Here is a 17,168-nt window from a genome sequence, read left to right as displayed (position 1 = left end):
GTTCAATCTCATAGCAAATTTTCTGGCACGCAAGTTCAAAGAAATAACTGGTATTTCCTATCTCTTGCAGTGCAAGTATTTGGCTTTCGCCAAGCACTTACACCTATCGGTTATTCGTTCTGTTAAATAGCAGTGCCTTCGCCGCTTTCGTCGCACCGGAAACCGTTTCGTTTCCGCTGTTTCGTTCGCTGCGTCAGCTGAGGAGGCGAACTATACGCCCGGGCCTGAACCTCGTCAACACCTTTTGCGAGAAAAAGTGAGATTTCCTCATCACAATCTTGCAAGCTGTTGATTTGAAAGAAAACAGCAATGAAAAAATTTTGCATCCCGGCGCGATGACGCCCCGCGCCCCGACCCCAAGCCCCGATCAAAAAGGGCGCAAACAAAGAAAAACCGGTTCGAATCCTGGATTCGAACCGGTTTAATTGATTCCTTTAATATAGATAGCTGGCGATCATTCCTCGCCAGTGCGCCGCTTGTTGGCCCCACGCTTGCGCGCAGTCGGTTGCGATGGTGTCTCGGCTTGAGGCGGCTGACTGCGGCGTCCTTGCGGGCGACGCGGCGCGGGCTTGGTCTGGCCCGGCGACTCACTCGGCGGCACCGAGGGGTTAGGCTTCGCGCCTGCCGGCGGCGTGGCCGCAACCGGCTTGGCGGGCTGGCTCCGCCCTTGCGACGACGTACGCGCGCTTGGCTGCTTCGGCCCTGCTTGCGGCTTGCCAGCTGGAGACTTAGCTCCCGCCTGCCTATTGGACGCCGGTCTAGAAGATTTGACGGGCGCCGCCGGTGAAGCCGCAGGTTCGGTTGCAGGCTTCACTTGCGAAGCAGCCGGTTTGGCTGCCGCGGCGGACTCTGGCTTGCCTGCGCCGCGTCGACCAGAGGTAGGCTGAGGCGGCGCAGCTTGCTCACGCACAACTGGCGCAGATGGCTGCTTGGCCGGCCGCCTGCGACCCTGCGGCGGCGCCGGCAAACCAGCAGGCTTGCTCACCGGCTCGACCGGCGCAGCCGCTTCCGGACTGGCCGAAATGGACGGCGCGACCGGCTGGCCGCCCTTCGCCGCGCCTGCGGATTGACCGCCGCGGCGACGCCGGCTTGGCTTGGTCGATCCGCCCTCCTCCGATGCGCCGCCAGCCGGCGACTGCTCATCCCTGACCAATGCGAACTCCACCTGGGCGTTTTCCAGATTGGCGCTCATGACCTTGACGGTCAGCGTATCGCCCAGACGGTACTGAACCCCGCTTTTCTCGCCAATGATGGCCTGCAACTCCTTCTTGAAGTGGAAGTAGTCCTTGCCGAGCTCGGAGATATGCACCAAACCTTCCACATATACGTTGTCCAGCAACACGAATACGCCGAAACTGGTGACCGCGCTGATCTTGCCCTGGAACACTTCGCCGATCTTGTCGCGCATATAGTAGGTTTTCAGCCAAGACTCTACGTCGCGGCTGGCATCGTCGGCGCGGCGCTCGGTCATCGAGCAATGCACGCCCAAAGCCGCCCACTTGCCTGGCTTGTACTTTTCCCCTTTCAATACCGCCTTGATCGCGCGGTGCACCAGCAGGTCTGGATAGCGCCGGATCGGCGAAGTGAAATGAGTGTAAGCCTCATAGGCCAGGCCAAAATGGCCGGCATTGTCCGGGGTGTATACCGCCTGCTGCATGGAGCGCAGCAGCATGGTTTGCAGCACCGGCGCATCCGGGCGGCCATGGATCTGCTCCGCCAGCTTGCCGTAATCCTTGGCGCTGGGCTTATCGCCACCGCCCAGCGTCAGGCTGACCAGACGCAGGTAGTTGCGCAGATTTTCCAGCTTTTCGTCGGTTGGGCCTTCGTGCACGCGGTACAGCGCCTTGTGGCCGTTTTTCTGCAGGAAATCCGCCGAGCAGACATTGGCCGCCAGCATGCATTCCTCGATCAGGCGATGCGCGTCATTGCGCACCACCGGCACGATGCGCTCGATCTTGCCCTTGTCGTTGAAGATCATCTGCGTTTCGATCGAATCAAACTCGATGGCGCCGCGCTTGCCGCGCGCAGTCAGCAGAATCTTGAACAGCGCATAGAGATCCTGCACATGCGGCAGCATCGGATGATCCGTGCCGTTCTGCAGCCAATCCCATACCTGGTTGTAAGTGAGGCGGGCCTTGGACTGCATCACCGCCGGGTAGAATTTGTACTTCTTCACGTCGCCCTTGGCGTTGATCTGCATATCGCAGACCATGCACATGCGCTCGACGTCCGGATTCAGCGAACAGATGCCGTTGGACAAGGCTTCCGGCAGCATCGGAATCACCCGCCGCGGGAAGTAAACCGAGGTGCCGCGGGTCAGCGCTTCGCGATCCAGCGCGTCGCCAGGCTGGACATAGAAGCTGACGTCGGCGATGGCCACCACCAGGCGGAAGCCCTTGCCTTGCTTTTCCGCATACACCGCATCGTCGAAGTCGCGCGCCGTTTCGCCGTCTATCGTCACCAGCGGCAAGTCGCGCAGATCGACTCTATCCTTGGTCCAGTCTTTTTTGCGCACTTTCTTCGGCGTGGCCTTGGCTTGCTCCAGCGCGTCGCCCGGGAAGCGATGCGGCAGATCATGCTTGCGCAAGGCGATCTCGATTTCCATGCCCGGGTCGGCGTAGTTGCCCAGCACTTCTGCCACCCTGCCGACCGGCTGGTGATAGGCATCCGGCTGCTGCAGGATATCCACCATCACCACCTGGCCATCCTGCGCGCCGCCGTCGCCGCCCGGTTCGATCAGCACATCGTGGTTGATGCGCCTATCTTCCGGCCTCACCACCCACACGCCGCGCTCATGCTGGATGCGACCAACCAACTTGGTCACCGCGTGTTCCAGCACCTCAACGATCTTGCCCTCTTGCCGGCCGCGGCGATCCAGGCCCGACGGCCGCACCATCACGCGGTCGCCATGCATTACCTTCTTCATTTCCCGCTCTGGCAGGAAGATATCATTGCCCCTGCCTTCGCCCTCGTCCGGAATGGCGAAGCCGAAGCCATCGCGGTGACCGGATACCTTGCAGCGGATCAGATCGAGCTTCTGGGCGACGCACACCGCGCCCTTGCGGTTGATGATGATTTCGCCATCGCGCCCCATGGCGCGCAGGCGGCGTTCAAAAAAAGCCTGCTCGTCGCCGAGAATCGACAGCATCTGCGCCAATTCATCCGGAAACAGCGGCACCCCCTGCTCGGCGAGAATCTGCATGATGAACTCTCGGCTAGGCAAGGGATTGGAGTATTTAAGTTTTTCCCGTTCCAGGAAGGGGTCCTGGTCTCTCAGGGAAAGTTTTTTTTGTTTTTTTTGCGATTGAGCCATTGACACCCTCGAGGTTATGTTTATAATTCGCATCTCGTTGCAGCGATGCAACAAATGATACAGCAAAGCGACGCCCAGGTGGCGGAATTGGTAGACGCACTAGGTTCAGGTCCTAGCGCCCGCAAGGGTGTGGAAGTTCGAGTCTTCTCTTGGGCACCAATCTTACTATTGTAAGCCCGTCGAATAGCTGGCATCATAAAATTCAGGTTTGCCCAGGTGGCGGAATTGGTAGACGCACTAGGTTCAGGTCCTAGCGCCCGCAAGGGTGTGGAAGTTCGAGTCTTCTCTTGGGCACCAACAGAATTGATTTAAGACCAGCTTACGCTGGTTGGCAGTACGGAAACAAGCAGGCCCAGGTGGCGGAATTGGTAGACGCACTAGGTTCAGGTCCTAGCGGTGGCAACACTGTGGAAGTTCGAGTCTTCTCCTGGGCACCAAAGTTTCCAAGCAGGTTTCGCTGAGTTAAGAAACTTGCGGCATGACAATTTAGAGATTTGCCCAGGTGGCGGAATTGGTAGACGCACTAGGTTCAGGTCCTAGCGCCCGCAAGGGTGTGGAAGTTCGAGTCTTCTCTTGGGCACCAAACAAAAAGCCGTTGATCTATGATCAACGGCTTTTTTGCATTCTCGTCACCCATGCGGCAAAGCGCCGCCCAGCGGCGGCGCCCTGCCCTTACTTGCCCCCGCCCTCATGCCCAGCCGACACCTGCTGCCCGGCATTCGGCGCCAGCCGCAGGAACAGCAAGCTGGACAGCGCGGTCAGCCCTCCCATGATCAGGAAGGCGTGGCCAAAGTCGTCGGCTTGCAGCTGCTGATGGCCTTGCAGCCAGGCCACACTCTGCAAGGCGAACGCGCCCACCGTCACGCCAAAACCGGCTGCCAGCTGCTGCGCCACGCTGGACAAGCTGGTGGCATGGCTGAGCCTGTCCTTGCCGACATCGGCAAACGTGATGGCGTTCAAACTGGTGAACTGCAGCGAGCGCAAACACCCGCCCAGCACAAACACCGCCAGCAAGACCGAATGCGGCGTATCGGCCTGGAACAATACGTACACGGCTACCGAACAACCCGCCAGGATGCTGTTGAGTATCAGGATGCGACGGAAGCCGAACTGCTGCAGCACCTTGGCGACGATGGTCTTCATCCCTATCGCCCCCATTGCCGTAGAACAGGTCAAGAGGCCAGATTCAAATGGCGAGAAACCGAAACCCAGCTGCAACATCAGCGGCAGCAGGAACGGAATGGTGCCGATGCCGACGCGGAACATGAAGCCGCCCACTACGCCGGCATGGAACGTCGGCAGGCGCAGCAAGGAAAGATCCAGCAACGGATGCGCCTGCCGCCGATAGTGCCACAGATAAGCCAGCAGCAGCGCCGCGCCGATGACGGTCAGCCAGATCGACGCCTGGGCAGACAGCATATGCTTGCCCTCCGAAGCCAGGCCCAGCATCAGCATGGACAAACCGGCGCCGGTGAAGACGAAACCGGCCAGGTCGAGCTTGGGCACATCGTCTTCTTTCAGATTGGCGATGAATCGGCCAGCCAGCGCCATCCCAAGCAAGCCGATAGGGATATTGATCAGAAAGATCCAGCGCCAGTGAAAATACGTGCTGATGAAGCCGCCCAGCGGCGGGCCGATCACCGGGCCCAGCAAAGCCGGCACCGTCAGATAGCTCAGCGCCCGCACCAGATCGGCCTTGTCTATCGTGCGCAGAATCACCAGCCGCCCCACCGGCACCATCATGGCCCCGCCTATGCCTTGCAGAAAGCGCGCCATCACGAAGCCATGCAGCGAACTGGTCGCCGCGCACAGCAGCGATCCCAACATGAACACCACAATGGCGGAGCGGAAAATGCGCCTGGCTCCGAAGCGGTCGGCCATCCAGCCGCTGATGGGAATGAACACCGCCAGACTCACCAGATACGATGTCAGCGCCAGTTTCAACGATATCGGATCAACGGCGAGGTCGCGGGCGATGGCCGGCAAGGAAGTGGAAATGACGGTGGAGTCCATGTTCTCCATGAACAGCGCCGTGGCAACGATCAACGGCGTCACCATGCCGGGAGCGATTTTCAACTTCATGACTTTTGAATGGCAAAACAACCGTCGGAGTGTACCACTTGCCACCCACATCCGGCGTGCGAACACCGTGTCGCACAGCGCATTCACCCGATTGATCGATTTTGCTCTTCATGCAGCAGCAGCCATTGCATGCGCTGGCACAGCTCCACCACGTAATCCCACACCACACGGTAGCGCAGCGTGCGGCGGATATTGCTGCGCGCGCTGATCCAGTAAGAACGAATGATGCGCAGCTCCGGCAATAGCTGCGCCAGCCGCGGATCGTCGTAAGTCATGTAGTAAGGCAGCACCACGATGCCGCCATCGGCCAAGGCTGCTTCCTTCTGCGCCACCACGCTGGTGCTGCGCAACGGCATGCAGGGATGGCGGCATAGGCCGTGGTGAAACATCAATTCCCGCGAGAACAGCAGATCGTCGACATAGGCCAGGATGGCATGGCCGTTCAAGTCCTCGCGCTCGACGATAGGCGGATGGGCCGCCAGATAGGCCGGCGTGGCGTACAGGCCCAGGCAGTAATCGGTCAGTTTGCGGGTCACCACCAGATTGGCCTGCGGCCGCTCCAGCGTAATGGCGATATCCACCTCGCGGCTGGTGATGCTGACGAAACGCGGCACGGCCACCAGGTCTATCTCCAGGCCAGGATACTGCGCCATCAAGGCGGGCAAGTGCCTGGCCAGAAACTGGGCGCCCAGCCCTTCCGGGGCGCCCAGCCTCACCACGCCGTTGACCTCGACATGGCCGCGCTTGCCGCTGTCCAGCATCTGCGAGGCGGTATTTTCCAACGCCTCCGCCAGCGGCAGCAGTTGCCGGCCGGCCGCCGTCAGCGCATAGCCGTCGGCCTGCTGGATGAACAGCGGCTGTCCCATCACCTGTTCCAGCGCATCGATATGGCGCGCCACCGTGGCATGGGTGGTGCCCAGTTGCCGCGCGGCGCCCAACAGCTTGCCGCAGCGCTGCAGCGCCAGAAAATAGCGCACATCGTTCCAATCGAACATGCCACCCCCTATCGGGACTTGTGCGTTTGCACACGGACAGGAAAGCCTCGCAGCCATCCGCTGTTCAAAAATTAACACACCTTGTTTCCCGATGACTATTTCCACCCGCACGCACTTCGGTTTAGATGGTCGGCAAGACAAAGACATAAGCGGGTATCGCACCATGCTCAGCGGCGAGTTCGACTACATCATCGTCGGCGCCGGCAGCGCCGGCTGCCTGCTGGCCAATCGGCTGTCGGCGGATCCAGCCAAGCGCGTGCTGCTGCTGGAGGCTGGCGGCCGCGACAGCTACCCATGGATACACATCCCGGTCGGCTACCTCTATTGCATCGGCAATCCTCGCACCGACTGGTGCTACCGCACGGTGGCGGAAAGCGGCCTGAACGGCCGCGCGCTGGGCTATCCGCGCGGCAAGGTGCTGGGCGGGTCTTCGTCGATCAACGGCATGATCTATATGCGCGGCCAGGCCGCCGACTATGACCATTGGGCCTCTCTGGGCAATGCCGGCTGGGGGTGGCGCGACGTGCTGCCTCATTTCATCGAGATGGAAGACCATTACGACCCGGCGCGGCCGCAGCACGGCCATGGCGGCGAATGGCGGGTGGAAAAACAACGCCTGTCCTGGGAGATTCTGGATGCCTTCCGCTCCGCTGCCGCTCAGCAAGGCATCGCGCCGGTAGAGGATTTCAATGGCGGCGACAACGCCGGCTGCGGCTACTTCGAGGTCAATCAAAAAGACGGCTTGCGCTGGAACTGCGCCAAGGCCTTTCTCCATCCCATCCGCCATCGACCCAACCTCACGGTGCTGACCGGGGCGGAGGCGGACAAACTGCTGCTAAACGATGGCCGCGCCGCGGCAATCGCATTTATGCAACATGGCGAGCGTCTGCAAGCCCGTTGCCGCGGCGAAATCATCCTCGCCGCCGGCACCATAGGCTCGCCGCTTTTGCTGCAGCGCAGCGGCATCGGCCCGGCGCCGCTGCTGGCGCGGCATGGCATCGAGCCGCTGCGGGCGCTGCCCGGCGTCGGCGCCAATCTGCAAGACCATCTGCAGCTGCGGCTGGTATTCAAGGTTCAAGGCGTGGCCACGCTGAACCAGCGCGCCGCCAGCTGGAGCGGCAAACTGGCGATGGCCTGGGAATACTTATGGAAACGCAGCGGACCGTTGTCGATGGCGCCCAGCCAGCTTGGTGCCTTCGCCCGCAGCGGACCGGACGCGACGCGGCCGGACCTGGAATATCACGTGCAGCCGCTGTCGCTGGACCGCTTCGGCGAACCCTTGCACCGTTTCCCGGCCTTCACCGCCTCGGTCTGCCATCTGCGGCCGGCCAGCCGCGGCCATGTGGCGATCGGCGGCATCGCCCCAGCCGCGCCGCCCATCATCCAACCCAACTACCTCAGCCATCCGGAAGACCAGCGCATTGCCGCCGCCGCCATCCGGCTGACCCGCCGCATCGCCGCCGCGCCGGCGCTGGCGCGCTATTTGCCGGAGGAGTACCGGCCAGGACTGCAGTATCAAAGCGAGGAGGAACTGATAACCGCAGCCGGCGACATCGGCACCACGATTTTCCATCCTGTGGGCACGTGCAAGATGGGAAGCGACGAACTGGCGGTCGTCGACGACAGGCTGCGCGTGCACGGCATTGCCGGGCTGCGCGTGGCCGACGCCTCCATCATGCCCGCCATCACCTCAGGCAATACCAATAGCCCTACGCTGATGATCGCCGCCAAGGCGGCGCAGATGATCGCGCAGGACAACAACACGCCGGCGCCAATCAGGACGCCGGCCCCACCCGCAAAGGAGACCTGGACATGAGCAACAGCATCGCGCCGACGGCGTCCACCGTCGGCATCAGCCGAGCCGAGCGCAAGGTGATACTCGCCTCGTCGCTCGGCACCGTGTTCGAATGGTATGACTTCTTCCTGTACGGCGCGCTGGCCGCCATCATCGGCAAGCAGTTCTTCTCCGGCGTCAACGAGACCACCGCCTTCATCTTCGCGTTGATGACCTTTGCCGCCGGCTTCCTGGTGCGGCCGTTCGGCGCCTTGGTATTCGGCCGGCTGGGCGACATGGTGGGCCGCAAGTACACCTTTCTCGCCACCATCGTCATCATGGGTCTGTCCACCTTCCTGGTGGGCGTGCTGCCGGGCCATGCCACGCTGGGCATCGCCGCGCCTATCATCCTGGTCAGCCTGCGCATGCTGCAGGGCCTGGCCATAGGCGGAGAGTACGGCGGCGCGGCCATCTACGTGGCGGAGCATGCGCCGGACAACAAGCGCGGCGGCTACACCAGCTGGATTCAGGTAACCGCCGGCGCCGGCCTGCTGTTGTCGCTGCTGGTGATTCTGGTTTGCCGCAAGCTGACCGGGGACGCCTTCAATGAGTGGGGCTGGCGCCTGCCCTTCCTGCTGTCCATCATCCTGCTGGCCATTTCCACCTGGATCCGGCTGTCCATGCAGGAATCGCCCGCCTTCCTGAAAATGAAGGCAGAAGGCAAGCACTCCAAGGCGCCAATCAGCGAGGCCTTCGGCAACTGGGCCAACCTGAAAGTGGTGCTGATCTCGCTGTTCGGCTTCAATGGCGGCCAGGCCGTCACCTTCTACTGCGCACAGTTCTACTCGCTGTTCTTCCTGACGCAGATCCTGAAGGTAGATCCGCAAACCGCCAACCTGATGCTGATCGCGTCTCTGATCATCACCACGCCGCTGTTCCTGTACTTCGGCCACCTGTCCGACCGCATCGGCCGCAAACCAGTATTGCTGGCCGGCCTGGTGCTGGGCCTGGCGCTGACCTTCCCGGCCTTCCGCTGGCTAACCGACTACGCCAATCCGGACGTAGCCTCCGCCCAGGCGCGCGCCCCGGTAGTGGTGGTGGCAGATCCGGCCACTTGCCACTTCCAGTTCGATCCGATAGGCAAGGCCAAGCTCGATACCCCATGCGACCAGGCCAAGGCGCTGCTGGCGAAGAACGGCGTGCCCTACCAGCAAAAGGCGGCGCCGGCCGGCGTGACGGAAATCCACATCGGCGGCGTGGTGCAGTCGGGCTTTGACAAGAAGGCGCTGCAGGCGGGCTTAAAAGCGGCGGGCTATCCGGACAAGGCCGATCCCGAGAAGATCAACCATGCGATGGTGGTGCTGGTGCTTGTGCTGCTGTCGGTGATCTCGGCGCTGACTTACGGCCCGCTGGCGGCGATGATGGTGGAACTGTTCCCCACCCGCATCCGCTACACCTCGATGTCGCTGCCCTATCACCTGGGCAATGGCTGGATAGGCGGGCTGATGCCTACCGTAGCGTTCTCGCTGGTGGTCTACACCGGCGATATCTTGTACGGGCTGTGGTATCCCATCGTGGTCTACGCCGTCAGCCTGACCGTAAGCCTGCTGTTCCTGAAGGAAACCTTCCGCAACGACATCCATCGGCACGGATAGCATCCATTTCAACCGCCCCCGCTTGCCACGGGGGCTTCTCCCATCTCCACCCACTGCCAGCGGCGCAATTTGAGTGCGCCCTTCAGACATGGTCAGGTTTTCCCCTTGCATCCTGCAAGGCACATCAAGCCATGCAATTTTTCCAAAATGCAATAAGTTGAAAGTATCCCGTTTCAAACGCAGTGCCGTGCAAGCAGGCGCTTGCACTTTAGAATTGCCAGCATCCTGCCTGTCTTGAATAATCGCCCTATTAGTAATTTTTTATTATTAATAATTCAATTAAACACGTCATTGTTGTTTAGAATTTTGCAAGCTATACTGAACTTAATAGGAAGTGTTAAACAAAAGCAAATCAATTTAAACTTTAAGTTTAAAAATTCCGCAACGGCTCATGCGGAGTCATCTACCGGGAGACTCAAATGAAAAAAGTCATTTTCACTCTGGCAGCGCTGTTCGCCCTGCAATCCGGCTTGGCTCTGGCTGCCAACGGCGGCACCGTCACCTTCAGCGGTGCCATCGTCAAGGAACCCTGCGCGGAGAGCAGCAGCGATCTGCTGAAATACGCGATGAACCCGCATCAATACCAAGCCGCTCGCAAAATAGCTTCTGGCCACGCCTGCGCCGGGATGGACAATACCCAATCTCTCAGCCTGTCTGCTGTCAACATGACAAGCGCCGCGACTCAGCGCAGCGGACAGCTGGTTACGGTCATCTACAACTGATCGTCCGCAAACAAAAAAGCCTTCGGCCATTATGACCGAAGGCTTTTTGCATTTTGGGAGGGATGTGTCAGCTACTGATACAGCATGTCTATCGTGATCGCCGTCTGCAGACTCCCCGGGACGACATTTGACGTCCGCATATACTCTACAAATAGGCCCAACTGCGCAGACTGCGACTGAACATTCACGACCCGGGTATTGTTGCTGTTATTAGCGCCGATGTTGGCGTTGTCCGCCGAACTACCCAGATTGATGGCTATCCCTTTCGCCGTCCCTCCGGTATTGGCGAACAGGACCGAATTATTGGCATCCGCCGCGCCGGAGAAACGGAAGGTGGCTGTCCTGACGCCGGTCGAACAATTCACCGCGCTGATGGTGAAAGCATTGCGGGCCTGGGCGCTGCCAACAGCCGGGAACTGCGTGGCGGCAACCGTCGGCAGGTTGATCGTATACTGACCATTCGCGCTCAAGTTGCAGGTGCCGCCTGGCGTGAAGGTGACCGAACCATTGATCAACTGGTTGAAGTTGATGCCCTGATGCGCATTCAATCCGCCTTTCCCATCCAGTTGAAACACCGAGTACTGGTTAATCGAGGCAGAACCGCTGGAAGGCGCACCCGTCGTCTTCAATAGCACAATCGAGTACGGCAGATTAGTCCTGACAAAACCATTGCGAGGTACCGTAATCCCCGTATCGATTGCGCCACTGCTCTGGGTGTAAGTCCGGCCATTAAAAATGATGCCGATCTGCAAACCGGGGGCCAGCACCGCATTCTTGGGATTGACCCAAAAGTATACGTTCTCACCCACACTCTGTTCGCAGTAAAGCTGCAGATTCTGCAGCGACGACTGCCAGATGATCGTTCCCACCGGCGCGTTGGCGGAAACATACAGATTGCCCGGCAAATTGAATGTGGACGTGACACTGCCAGCGCTGCTGCTGCCGTTCCAGCACCCCAAGGCATGGCTGGTCAGCGGCATGGCCAGCAGCAACGCCAGCATCCATCCATACAGTCCACGGCAAATCAGTTTCTTCATTTTTCTATCGCTTTCCCGGCATGCCCAAAGGCGCGCCATCATCATCACAGCGGGGCGCAAACAGCGTCCGCCTGCAAATACGCCGCGCCGCTGGTGTTCTGCGGCAACGGATAGCTGAAACGGCATTGCTGATCTTGAGTGCTGCCCCAGCTTACCAACAGCGGCTTGCCTTCCATGCCGCGCAGGAAGGCGCGACCGCCCTGCCCCACCATGGTCAGAAAGTCTCCGCCATTGCCGGTGCTGACCGTGGCGCCCACCGGCAAATGGTTGCCATCGGGACGACGCAGCGTCACGATGACCGGCTTGCCCTGCTGGGTATTGAACTTCAGCATGACGATGGCACCGGCGCGCGGCGCATCCTGCACGCTCGTTTCTTGCAACTCCACATCCTGGCTCATTCCGCGCGGATCCAGAGTGATTTCATTCTGTCGATACGGCATCAAGGACGTCACCACCGCATAACCACTCTTATTGACGCGCACCCCATTGGTGTTGCTGACTGCCGCGCCCTCGGCGCCCGGCGCTTCGACCACTGCGATAGACTCGCCCAGAGACTGGGCAGGCGTCACGCCGCCCGGATGGAAAACCAGCGCGCCGCTGATACCGGCATTCGCCTGCGAATTGCTGCCGTTGACGCTGGCGCCGGCGCTGAGCGTGGCCACCGACGTAGCATACTGCACGTTGCCGCCCCCACCGCTGTTGTTGCCGCCGTTGCTGTCGCGATTCGCGCTGCCGTAAACGCTGTAGTTGAGGTTGCGCAGAGTCCCGGCCGTGCCGCTCAAATTGACCTGGGCAGTGCCGCTGCGATCACTGCTGCTGCTGGCGCTGGTGGTCAACAACGGAGAATGCGGCTCGCGCCCCAGAGGCATGGAAACGCTCAACGAGTATTGGTTGACGATGCGGCCAGTGGAGTCCTGGGTACGTCCGGCGGACAGATTGAAACTCACCGACTTGAAATTATTGCTGTAACCCAGTTGATAAGTCAGATCGCGTCCGCGCTGATTCCAATAGTCTTGCGTGGAGCCGGTCAGATACACATGGCCCCAGCGATCGCCCAAGGGCTGGTCGGCATTCAGCTGGAATTTATTCTTGGCTCGATACACTACGCCAACCTGATTCAGCAAATTGGTATAGTCGCTCAGTTCAAGAAAGCCTGAAGTGGAGAAGCGATAGGCCGCCACGGTGAAGTTGGTGCGCGTCGCCTCCATCAGCTTGCTGTAAGTCACCCGGTAACTCTGGCCCTGCATAGTGCTAGTGGGGGCATTGAATGGCAGCTCATTGGCCCAAGACTGGGTCACATCCAGCGCCAGCGCGCCCAATGGCGTGTTGATGCCGGAACCGAACAGCGCAGACTGGTAGTGATCGGCGGCGATCACGCCGCCATATAGCGTCAGGCTGTTGCTGATGCCACGCTGATAGGTGGCCTGAGCGAAATTGGGGCGCTTGCTCAGCGCGCTGTCGCGCCATTGGCCGGCCGTGAACGAATAACGCGACTGCCCCGCGCGCAACAACTGCGGCACGGCGGCGTAAGGCACGATGAACTTGCGCACGCGGCCGTCGGCCTCGGTCACCGTCACTTCCAGATCGCCGGCAAAACCGGTGTTGTACAGATCATCAATGCTGAACTCGCCAGGCGGCACCGCGTTCTCATAGATCAGATTGCCGTTCTGACGGATCGACACTTTGGCATTGGTTTCGGCCACGCCGCGCACCACGGGCGCATAGCCTTGCTGCGACTCCGGTTGCATCCGGTCGTCGGAACTCATCTGCATGCCGCGGAAAGGCACGCTGCCGAACAGATCGGACGGTGTGAAATAATCGCCCATGGTCAGCACGGAACGTAAGTCCGTCATATCGCGCTGGACATAGGCGGAGGCATTCTGATAGTTGCGCTCGCTCTGGCCCTTGCCGTTGTTCTGCTGGGTCAGCGTGCCGTTATAGCGGAAGCGCCACAAGCCAACGTTCAAACCGGCATTGGTGCCAAGGTAATACTGGGTGGATTTGCCGGCTGCGCCATTGTCATAACGGTAGGTATTGGCGTTGTAATTCAGGAAGCCGGCAAATGGCGCGCCGGCATCCCAATATTCCGGCGCGACGTAACCGCGCGCCTGGGCGCGCAGGTATTTTTGAGGAATGCTGACATCCAGGCGCAGGTCGGCGCTGTTGAAACGCGAAAACGCGCCCGGCACCACGGTTGCGATGTCCACGCAACGACTGGGCTCGTCGCGCCCGGGCACGCCGACAGCGTTCTGCAAGCGCGAGAAGTCCACCCCCAGATCATCAAGCATCGCCCGGTTGAAACAAGCCAGCACCTTGCGCTCCGCCAACTCCTTCATCAGCACGTCGCGACGCCCCAGCCAGGTGGCGTTGACATAGACATCGGCCCGATAGTTGCCGGGAAAGGCGCTGTCCATCTGGTTGAAGCGAGACAGATCCACCTGCTTGCCGTTGGCGTTCTGATTGATGAACACCGGGTTGAATTGCACGTCGTCGAGCGCGGCGTTCCCAGCCGCAGGAGCATCCGCCAAGGCAGCTTGCCCGCCGAACAGGCCGCAAATCAACAGGCTGAGCGGGCTGAGAACCCAGCGGCTATCGGGCTGTCGTGTTTTCAAGTGCTTCATGGCTAGATTGAGTCCTGCGGAAGCGCGCAGCCCAGGCCGGCGCAAGCAAAATGATCAGGGAAGCAAAGGCGCGCTATGCATGACGGCCGCGCCGTAATCGTTGATGCTCTCGTAATTGAGCTTCAAGCTGCCTTCCGGCTTGTTTTTCAGGTCTTTCAAGGGAAAGTCATGGCTGCCGGCCGGCGGAACCATCCCGCCGTCGGTCTCATACTCATGCTTGCCGATCAACAGAACCGCTCGATTGAGCGAAACGTGGTACGCGGCCTGGTTGGTGGCGCGCAGCAGATAACCCTTGCCGCCAGCTTGCGGCAGTAATGACCAGGAAAGCTTGTCGGCTGCGTCATCAGACGTGCCGGAAAGGCCGGAGGGGCGGTAAAACAGCTTGATGCGGGAACGAAACGCCACCTGCATGAAGTTCCGCTGCTCGCTGCTCGCCTTGGGCAGCGGCGGCACATCCAGCACGTTCAGCCAGAACACCGACTCCCTGTCCTTAGGCAGATCGGCGCCGGTGAAGGTCAAGCGCAGAGTCTGTCCCTTCGTCGGATCTACGCGGAAAATCGGCGGCATGATCAGGAAAGGGGCGTCGGCGGTGTCCGGCACCGATTTCTCGTTGCCGCTATCCGCCCATACCTGTACCAGAGACGGCTCCTTGCCAGGATTATTGACCTTGACGGTGACCTCGCGGTCCTCAGCCTTGTACACCACGCGGGTGCCGGAGATCACTACGCCCGCCAAAGCCCCGCTGGCCCATACCGAACCTGCCAACGCCAAGGCAAGCGTTCCGCGCCATACTGCTTGTTTCATTTTTGAATCCGCTTCCAGAGAAGGAAATCGGCTGGCGCCCCGCGGGCTGCCAGCCGCTTGAGACCAATTACTGGTAAGTCATCGAGTACTGGACGCTGGTGTTCACCGAACCCGCGCCAGCCGCGCCGGTAGCGTAGTACTGGGCGTAATAGGCCATGGAAGCGCCGCCGCTGCTGATCGGCACCACTTGCGAATTGGCATTGTTGCTGAGGTTGATGGCGTTGAAGCTGTTGTTCAGCAGCTGAACTTCCACATTGCTGGCAGCGCCGGAGCCGGTAGCGTTCAACAGATTGCCGGTAGTCGCATTGACAGTCGGACCAACCTCAAAGCGGGTCTGTGCATTCTTCAGGGCGGAAGGGCAGTTGCTCAAAGTGATGGCGAACGGCGTGGCGCCGGAAGTTTGGCCCTTGGCAGCCAGGGAGGCTGCGCCCACGGTCGGCAGGGTCACGGTTACGTTCTGGCCCGAGTTGCCGGCGATGTTGCAGGTCTGCGCCACGATGTTTCCAGTGACGGTGATTTGGCCGTCAGCGGCCATGGCGGCAGAAGAGTACAAACCCAGTCCAATCAGCGCTGCAGTTACGATCTGTTTCATGAAAGTCTCCGTTTAAATTGCGGGCAGTGCATATGCCCGATTGCTTGGCCCTAGTGGGCGGAAATTGCAGAGTTGTCCGGCGTGTCGAGGCATCTTCGGCAATCTTGCGATTACAACCAGCGGTTGAGCCTTGCGCCCTCAACCAGCCATCTATCAATAAAAACCATGATCAGATTAAACAAAATCCATCAAATCAGATCGAATTAATTTAAAATCAATCGATTTTTGATTAGAGATAGACAAGCGAAAGCCTGTGCTATGGCAGGACGCCGTAAATGGCCGCCCATCGCCATGCCATGGCTGGATGATGCTTAGCTCTCATCACGTCTGGCGAGCGAACGAATCCTGATAGGCCTCTTGCAGCGCGGCTAGATGTGATGTGCCGCAAGATTAAAGCAAATTAGACATGACTTTCAACATAGCCTTACTCAACAAATCTTAACAAAAACCATCCTAACGCATTGATAAATAATAAAATTCCTCCTTGAAATTTCAATTCCAGTAAATTTTGAAGTGTATCATTCTCACATCATTATGAATATATTTTAAATTATTAGTTTAATATAGATGCTGGATTGCAAATTTACATGAAATAACAATACCAAAGGCATAAATTTGTGCGAATTCTGCTCCCCCTCCGACTATTCAACTTCTCAACATGCGCTTAGACTGGCCACGTTTCTTCTTCCAGGAAGTCAGCCCCATGCCCCTCGCCCGCAGCCAATACCTCACCGTCAACCGTCGCCGCTATCATCTGCGCCGCTGGGGAGCCGAAAACGCGCCGCTGATGGTGCTGCTGCACGGCTGGATGGATAATTCGGCAACATTCCAGTTCATGGTGGAAAACCTGTGCCAGGAATGGCAGGTCGTAGCCCCCGATCTGCGCGGCTTTGGCGACAGCCAGTGGAATGAAGGCAGCTACTACTTCCCGGACTACCTGGCCGATCTGGACGATCTATTGACGCAGCTGTCGCCAGAACAGCCTGTCCGGCTGCTGGGGCACAGCATGGGGGCGATGATCGCCGGGATCTACGCTGGGGTGCAGCCAGAGCGGATCGAGCGCCTGGTGCTGGTGGAAGGGTTTGGCCTGAATGCCACGCGGCCGGCCGAGGCCCCGGGGCGTTTCGCTCGCTGGTTGCGGGAAACCCAATCCGACATCGGCTACGAGGCGATGGCGGATCTAAGACAAGTGGCGGACAAGCTGCGCGGGCGCAACCCCTTGCTCAGCGATGAACGCGCGCAATGGCTGGCGGCGGAGTTGACCCGCCCGACCGAGAATGGCGTCATCTATCGCGCCGATCCGCGCCACAAGATGGTCAACCCGATTCTATACCGGCTGGAGGAGGCGATGGCCTGCTGGCGCCGCATCACCGCGCCAGTGCTGTGGGTCATGGGCGAACATCCCTTTGAACATCCCGCGGTCAAGGGCGTCATGTCCACGCTGGATGAGCGCCGCGCCTGTTTCGCCCGACTGAGCGAAACGACCATCCCGGGCGCCGGCCACATGATCCAATGGGAAAAGCCGGAAGAGCTGGCGCAGGCGGTGGAAAGCTTCATGCTGCCCCCCGTATGA

Annotated in this window: 11 protein-coding genes and 4 tRNA genes; 8 read left to right on the top strand and 7 right to left on the bottom strand. The window is 59.8% G+C overall.

Annotated elements, in window-relative coordinates:
• Nucleotides 1-454: 454 nt before the first annotated feature.
• Nucleotides 455-3,313: a ribonuclease R gene (gene rnr / locus JHD59_RS12840; protein ID WP_199154534.1), complete on the bottom strand. Its 2,859-nt coding sequence runs from the start codon at nt 3,311-3,313 to the stop codon at nt 455-457.
• Nucleotides 3,314-3,385: 72 nt separating this feature from the next.
• Here rnr and JHD59_RS12835 point away from each other — a divergent pair.
• The 4 genes from JHD59_RS12835 to JHD59_RS12820 all read left to right on the top strand — a co-directional run bounded on the left by JHD59_RS12835 (nt 3,386) and on the right by JHD59_RS12820 (nt 3,896).
• A tRNA-Leu gene (locus tag JHD59_RS12835) sits at nt 3,386-3,472 on the top strand.
• A gap of 51 nt (nt 3,473-3,523) precedes the next feature.
• A tRNA-Leu gene (locus tag JHD59_RS12830) sits at nt 3,524-3,610 on the top strand.
• 53 nt (nt 3,611-3,663) lie between these two features.
• A tRNA-Leu gene (locus JHD59_RS12825) sits at nt 3,664-3,750 on the top strand.
• 59 nt (nt 3,751-3,809) lie between these two features.
• Nucleotides 3,810-3,896 (top strand) — tRNA-Leu (locus tag JHD59_RS12820).
• A gap of 89 nt (nt 3,897-3,985) precedes the next feature.
• Here JHD59_RS12820 and JHD59_RS12815 read toward each other — a convergent pair.
• Together JHD59_RS12815 and JHD59_RS12810 are read right to left on the bottom strand one after the other, a co-directional pair.
• On the bottom strand, nt 3,986-5,395 hold the full coding sequence (locus JHD59_RS12815) for a DHA2 family efflux MFS transporter permease subunit (protein ID WP_233164092.1): 1,410 nt from the start codon (nt 5,393-5,395) through the stop codon (nt 3,986-3,988).
• An 83-nt stretch (nt 5,396-5,478) separates the two neighbouring features.
• Entirely contained in the window at nt 5,479-6,390 is a 912-nt protein-coding gene (locus JHD59_RS12810; RefSeq protein WP_199154533.1) for a LysR family transcriptional regulator, read from the bottom strand.
• 91 nt (nt 6,391-6,481) lie between these two features.
• On the opposite strand from JHD59_RS12810, the gene JHD59_RS12805 reads away from it, so the two are divergent.
• The 3 genes from JHD59_RS12805 to JHD59_RS23205 all read left to right on the top strand — a co-directional run bounded on the left by JHD59_RS12805 (nt 6,482) and on the right by JHD59_RS23205 (nt 10,541).
• Nucleotides 6,482-8,206: a GMC family oxidoreductase gene (locus JHD59_RS12805; protein WP_233164086.1), complete on the top strand. Its 1,725-nt coding sequence runs from the start codon at nt 6,482-6,484 to the stop codon at nt 8,204-8,206.
• Nucleotides 8,203-9,819 carry an MFS transporter gene (locus JHD59_RS12800; RefSeq protein ID WP_199154532.1) on the top strand — a complete coding sequence of 539 codons (1,617 nt, stop codon included), beginning with the start codon at nt 8,203-8,205 and terminating at the stop codon, nt 9,817-9,819. Before JHD59_RS12805 ends, JHD59_RS12800 begins: the two co-directional genes overlap by 4 nt.
• A 419-nt stretch (nt 9,820-10,238) precedes the next feature.
• Nucleotides 10,239-10,541 (top strand): hypothetical protein, encoded by a 303-nt coding sequence (locus JHD59_RS23205; protein WP_103320776.1) that lies wholly within the window; start codon nt 10,239-10,241, stop codon nt 10,539-10,541.
• 71 nt (nt 10,542-10,612) lie between these two features.
• On the opposite strand, the gene JHD59_RS12790 is transcribed toward JHD59_RS23205, so the two are convergent.
• The 4 genes from JHD59_RS12790 to JHD59_RS12775 form a co-directional block, all read right to left on the bottom strand.
• Nucleotides 10,613-11,578, bottom strand: a complete 966-nt coding sequence (locus tag JHD59_RS12790) for a fimbrial protein (protein WP_199154531.1) — start codon at nt 11,576-11,578, stop codon at nt 10,613-10,615.
• Between the two features lie 44 nt (nt 11,579-11,622).
• Nucleotides 11,623-14,199 (bottom strand): fimbria/pilus outer membrane usher protein, encoded by a 2,577-nt coding sequence (locus JHD59_RS12785; RefSeq protein WP_199154530.1) that lies wholly within the window; start codon nt 14,197-14,199, stop codon nt 11,623-11,625.
• Between the two features lie 54 nt (nt 14,200-14,253).
• Nucleotides 14,254-15,003, bottom strand: coding sequence for a molecular chaperone (locus JHD59_RS12780; protein ID WP_199154529.1), 750 nt, complete (start codon nt 15,001-15,003; stop codon nt 14,254-14,256).
• A 67-nt stretch (nt 15,004-15,070) separates the two neighbouring features.
• Nucleotides 15,071-15,595: a fimbrial protein gene (locus tag JHD59_RS12775; protein ID WP_103320780.1), complete on the bottom strand. Its 525-nt coding sequence runs from the start codon at nt 15,593-15,595 to the stop codon at nt 15,071-15,073.
• Between the two features lie 703 nt (nt 15,596-16,298).
• On the opposite strand from JHD59_RS12775, the gene JHD59_RS12770 reads away from it, so the two are divergent.
• Nucleotides 16,299-17,168, top strand: coding sequence for an alpha/beta fold hydrolase (locus JHD59_RS12770; protein WP_233164085.1), 870 nt, complete (start codon nt 16,299-16,301; stop codon nt 17,166-17,168).

This window comes from Chromobacterium sp. ASV23 (assembly GCF_016428945.1).
Classification (GTDB): domain Bacteria; phylum Pseudomonadota; class Gammaproteobacteria; order Burkholderiales; family Chromobacteriaceae; genus Chromobacterium; species Chromobacterium sinusclupearum.
The sequence above is the reverse complement of the archived record's forward strand: the minus strand, read 5'-3'. Positions and strand labels throughout refer to the sequence as shown.

Coding starts and splice junctions, on each gene's coding strand:
- rnr (WP_199154534.1), bottom strand. CDS start 3,313: ATGGCTCAATCGCAAAAAAAACAAAAAAAACTTTCCCTGAGAGACCAG.
- JHD59_RS12815 (WP_233164092.1), bottom strand. CDS start 5,395: ATGAAGTTGAAAATCGCTCCCGGCATGGTGACGCCGTTGATCGTTGCC.
- JHD59_RS12810 (WP_199154533.1), bottom strand. CDS start 6,390: ATGTTCGATTGGAACGATGTGCGCTATTTTCTGGCGCTGCAGCGCTGC.
- JHD59_RS12805 (WP_233164086.1), top strand. CDS start 6,482: ATGACTATTTCCACCCGCACGCACTTCGGTTTAGATGGTCGGCAAGAC.
- JHD59_RS12800 (WP_199154532.1), top strand. CDS start 8,203: ATGAGCAACAGCATCGCGCCGACGGCGTCCACCGTCGGCATCAGCCGA.
- JHD59_RS23205 (WP_103320776.1), top strand. CDS start 10,239: ATGAAAAAAGTCATTTTCACTCTGGCAGCGCTGTTCGCCCTGCAATCC.
- JHD59_RS12790 (WP_199154531.1), bottom strand. CDS start 11,578: ATGAAGAAACTGATTTGCCGTGGACTGTATGGATGGATGCTGGCGTTG.
- JHD59_RS12785 (WP_199154530.1), bottom strand. CDS start 14,199: ATGAAGCACTTGAAAACACGACAGCCCGATAGCCGCTGGGTTCTCAGC.
- JHD59_RS12780 (WP_199154529.1), bottom strand. CDS start 15,003: ATGAAACAAGCAGTATGGCGCGGAACGCTTGCCTTGGCGTTGGCAGGT.
- JHD59_RS12775 (WP_103320780.1), bottom strand. CDS start 15,595: ATGAAACAGATCGTAACTGCAGCGCTGATTGGACTGGGTTTGTACTCT.
- JHD59_RS12770 (WP_233164085.1), top strand. CDS start 16,299: ATGCCCCTCGCCCGCAGCCAATACCTCACCGTCAACCGTCGCCGCTAT.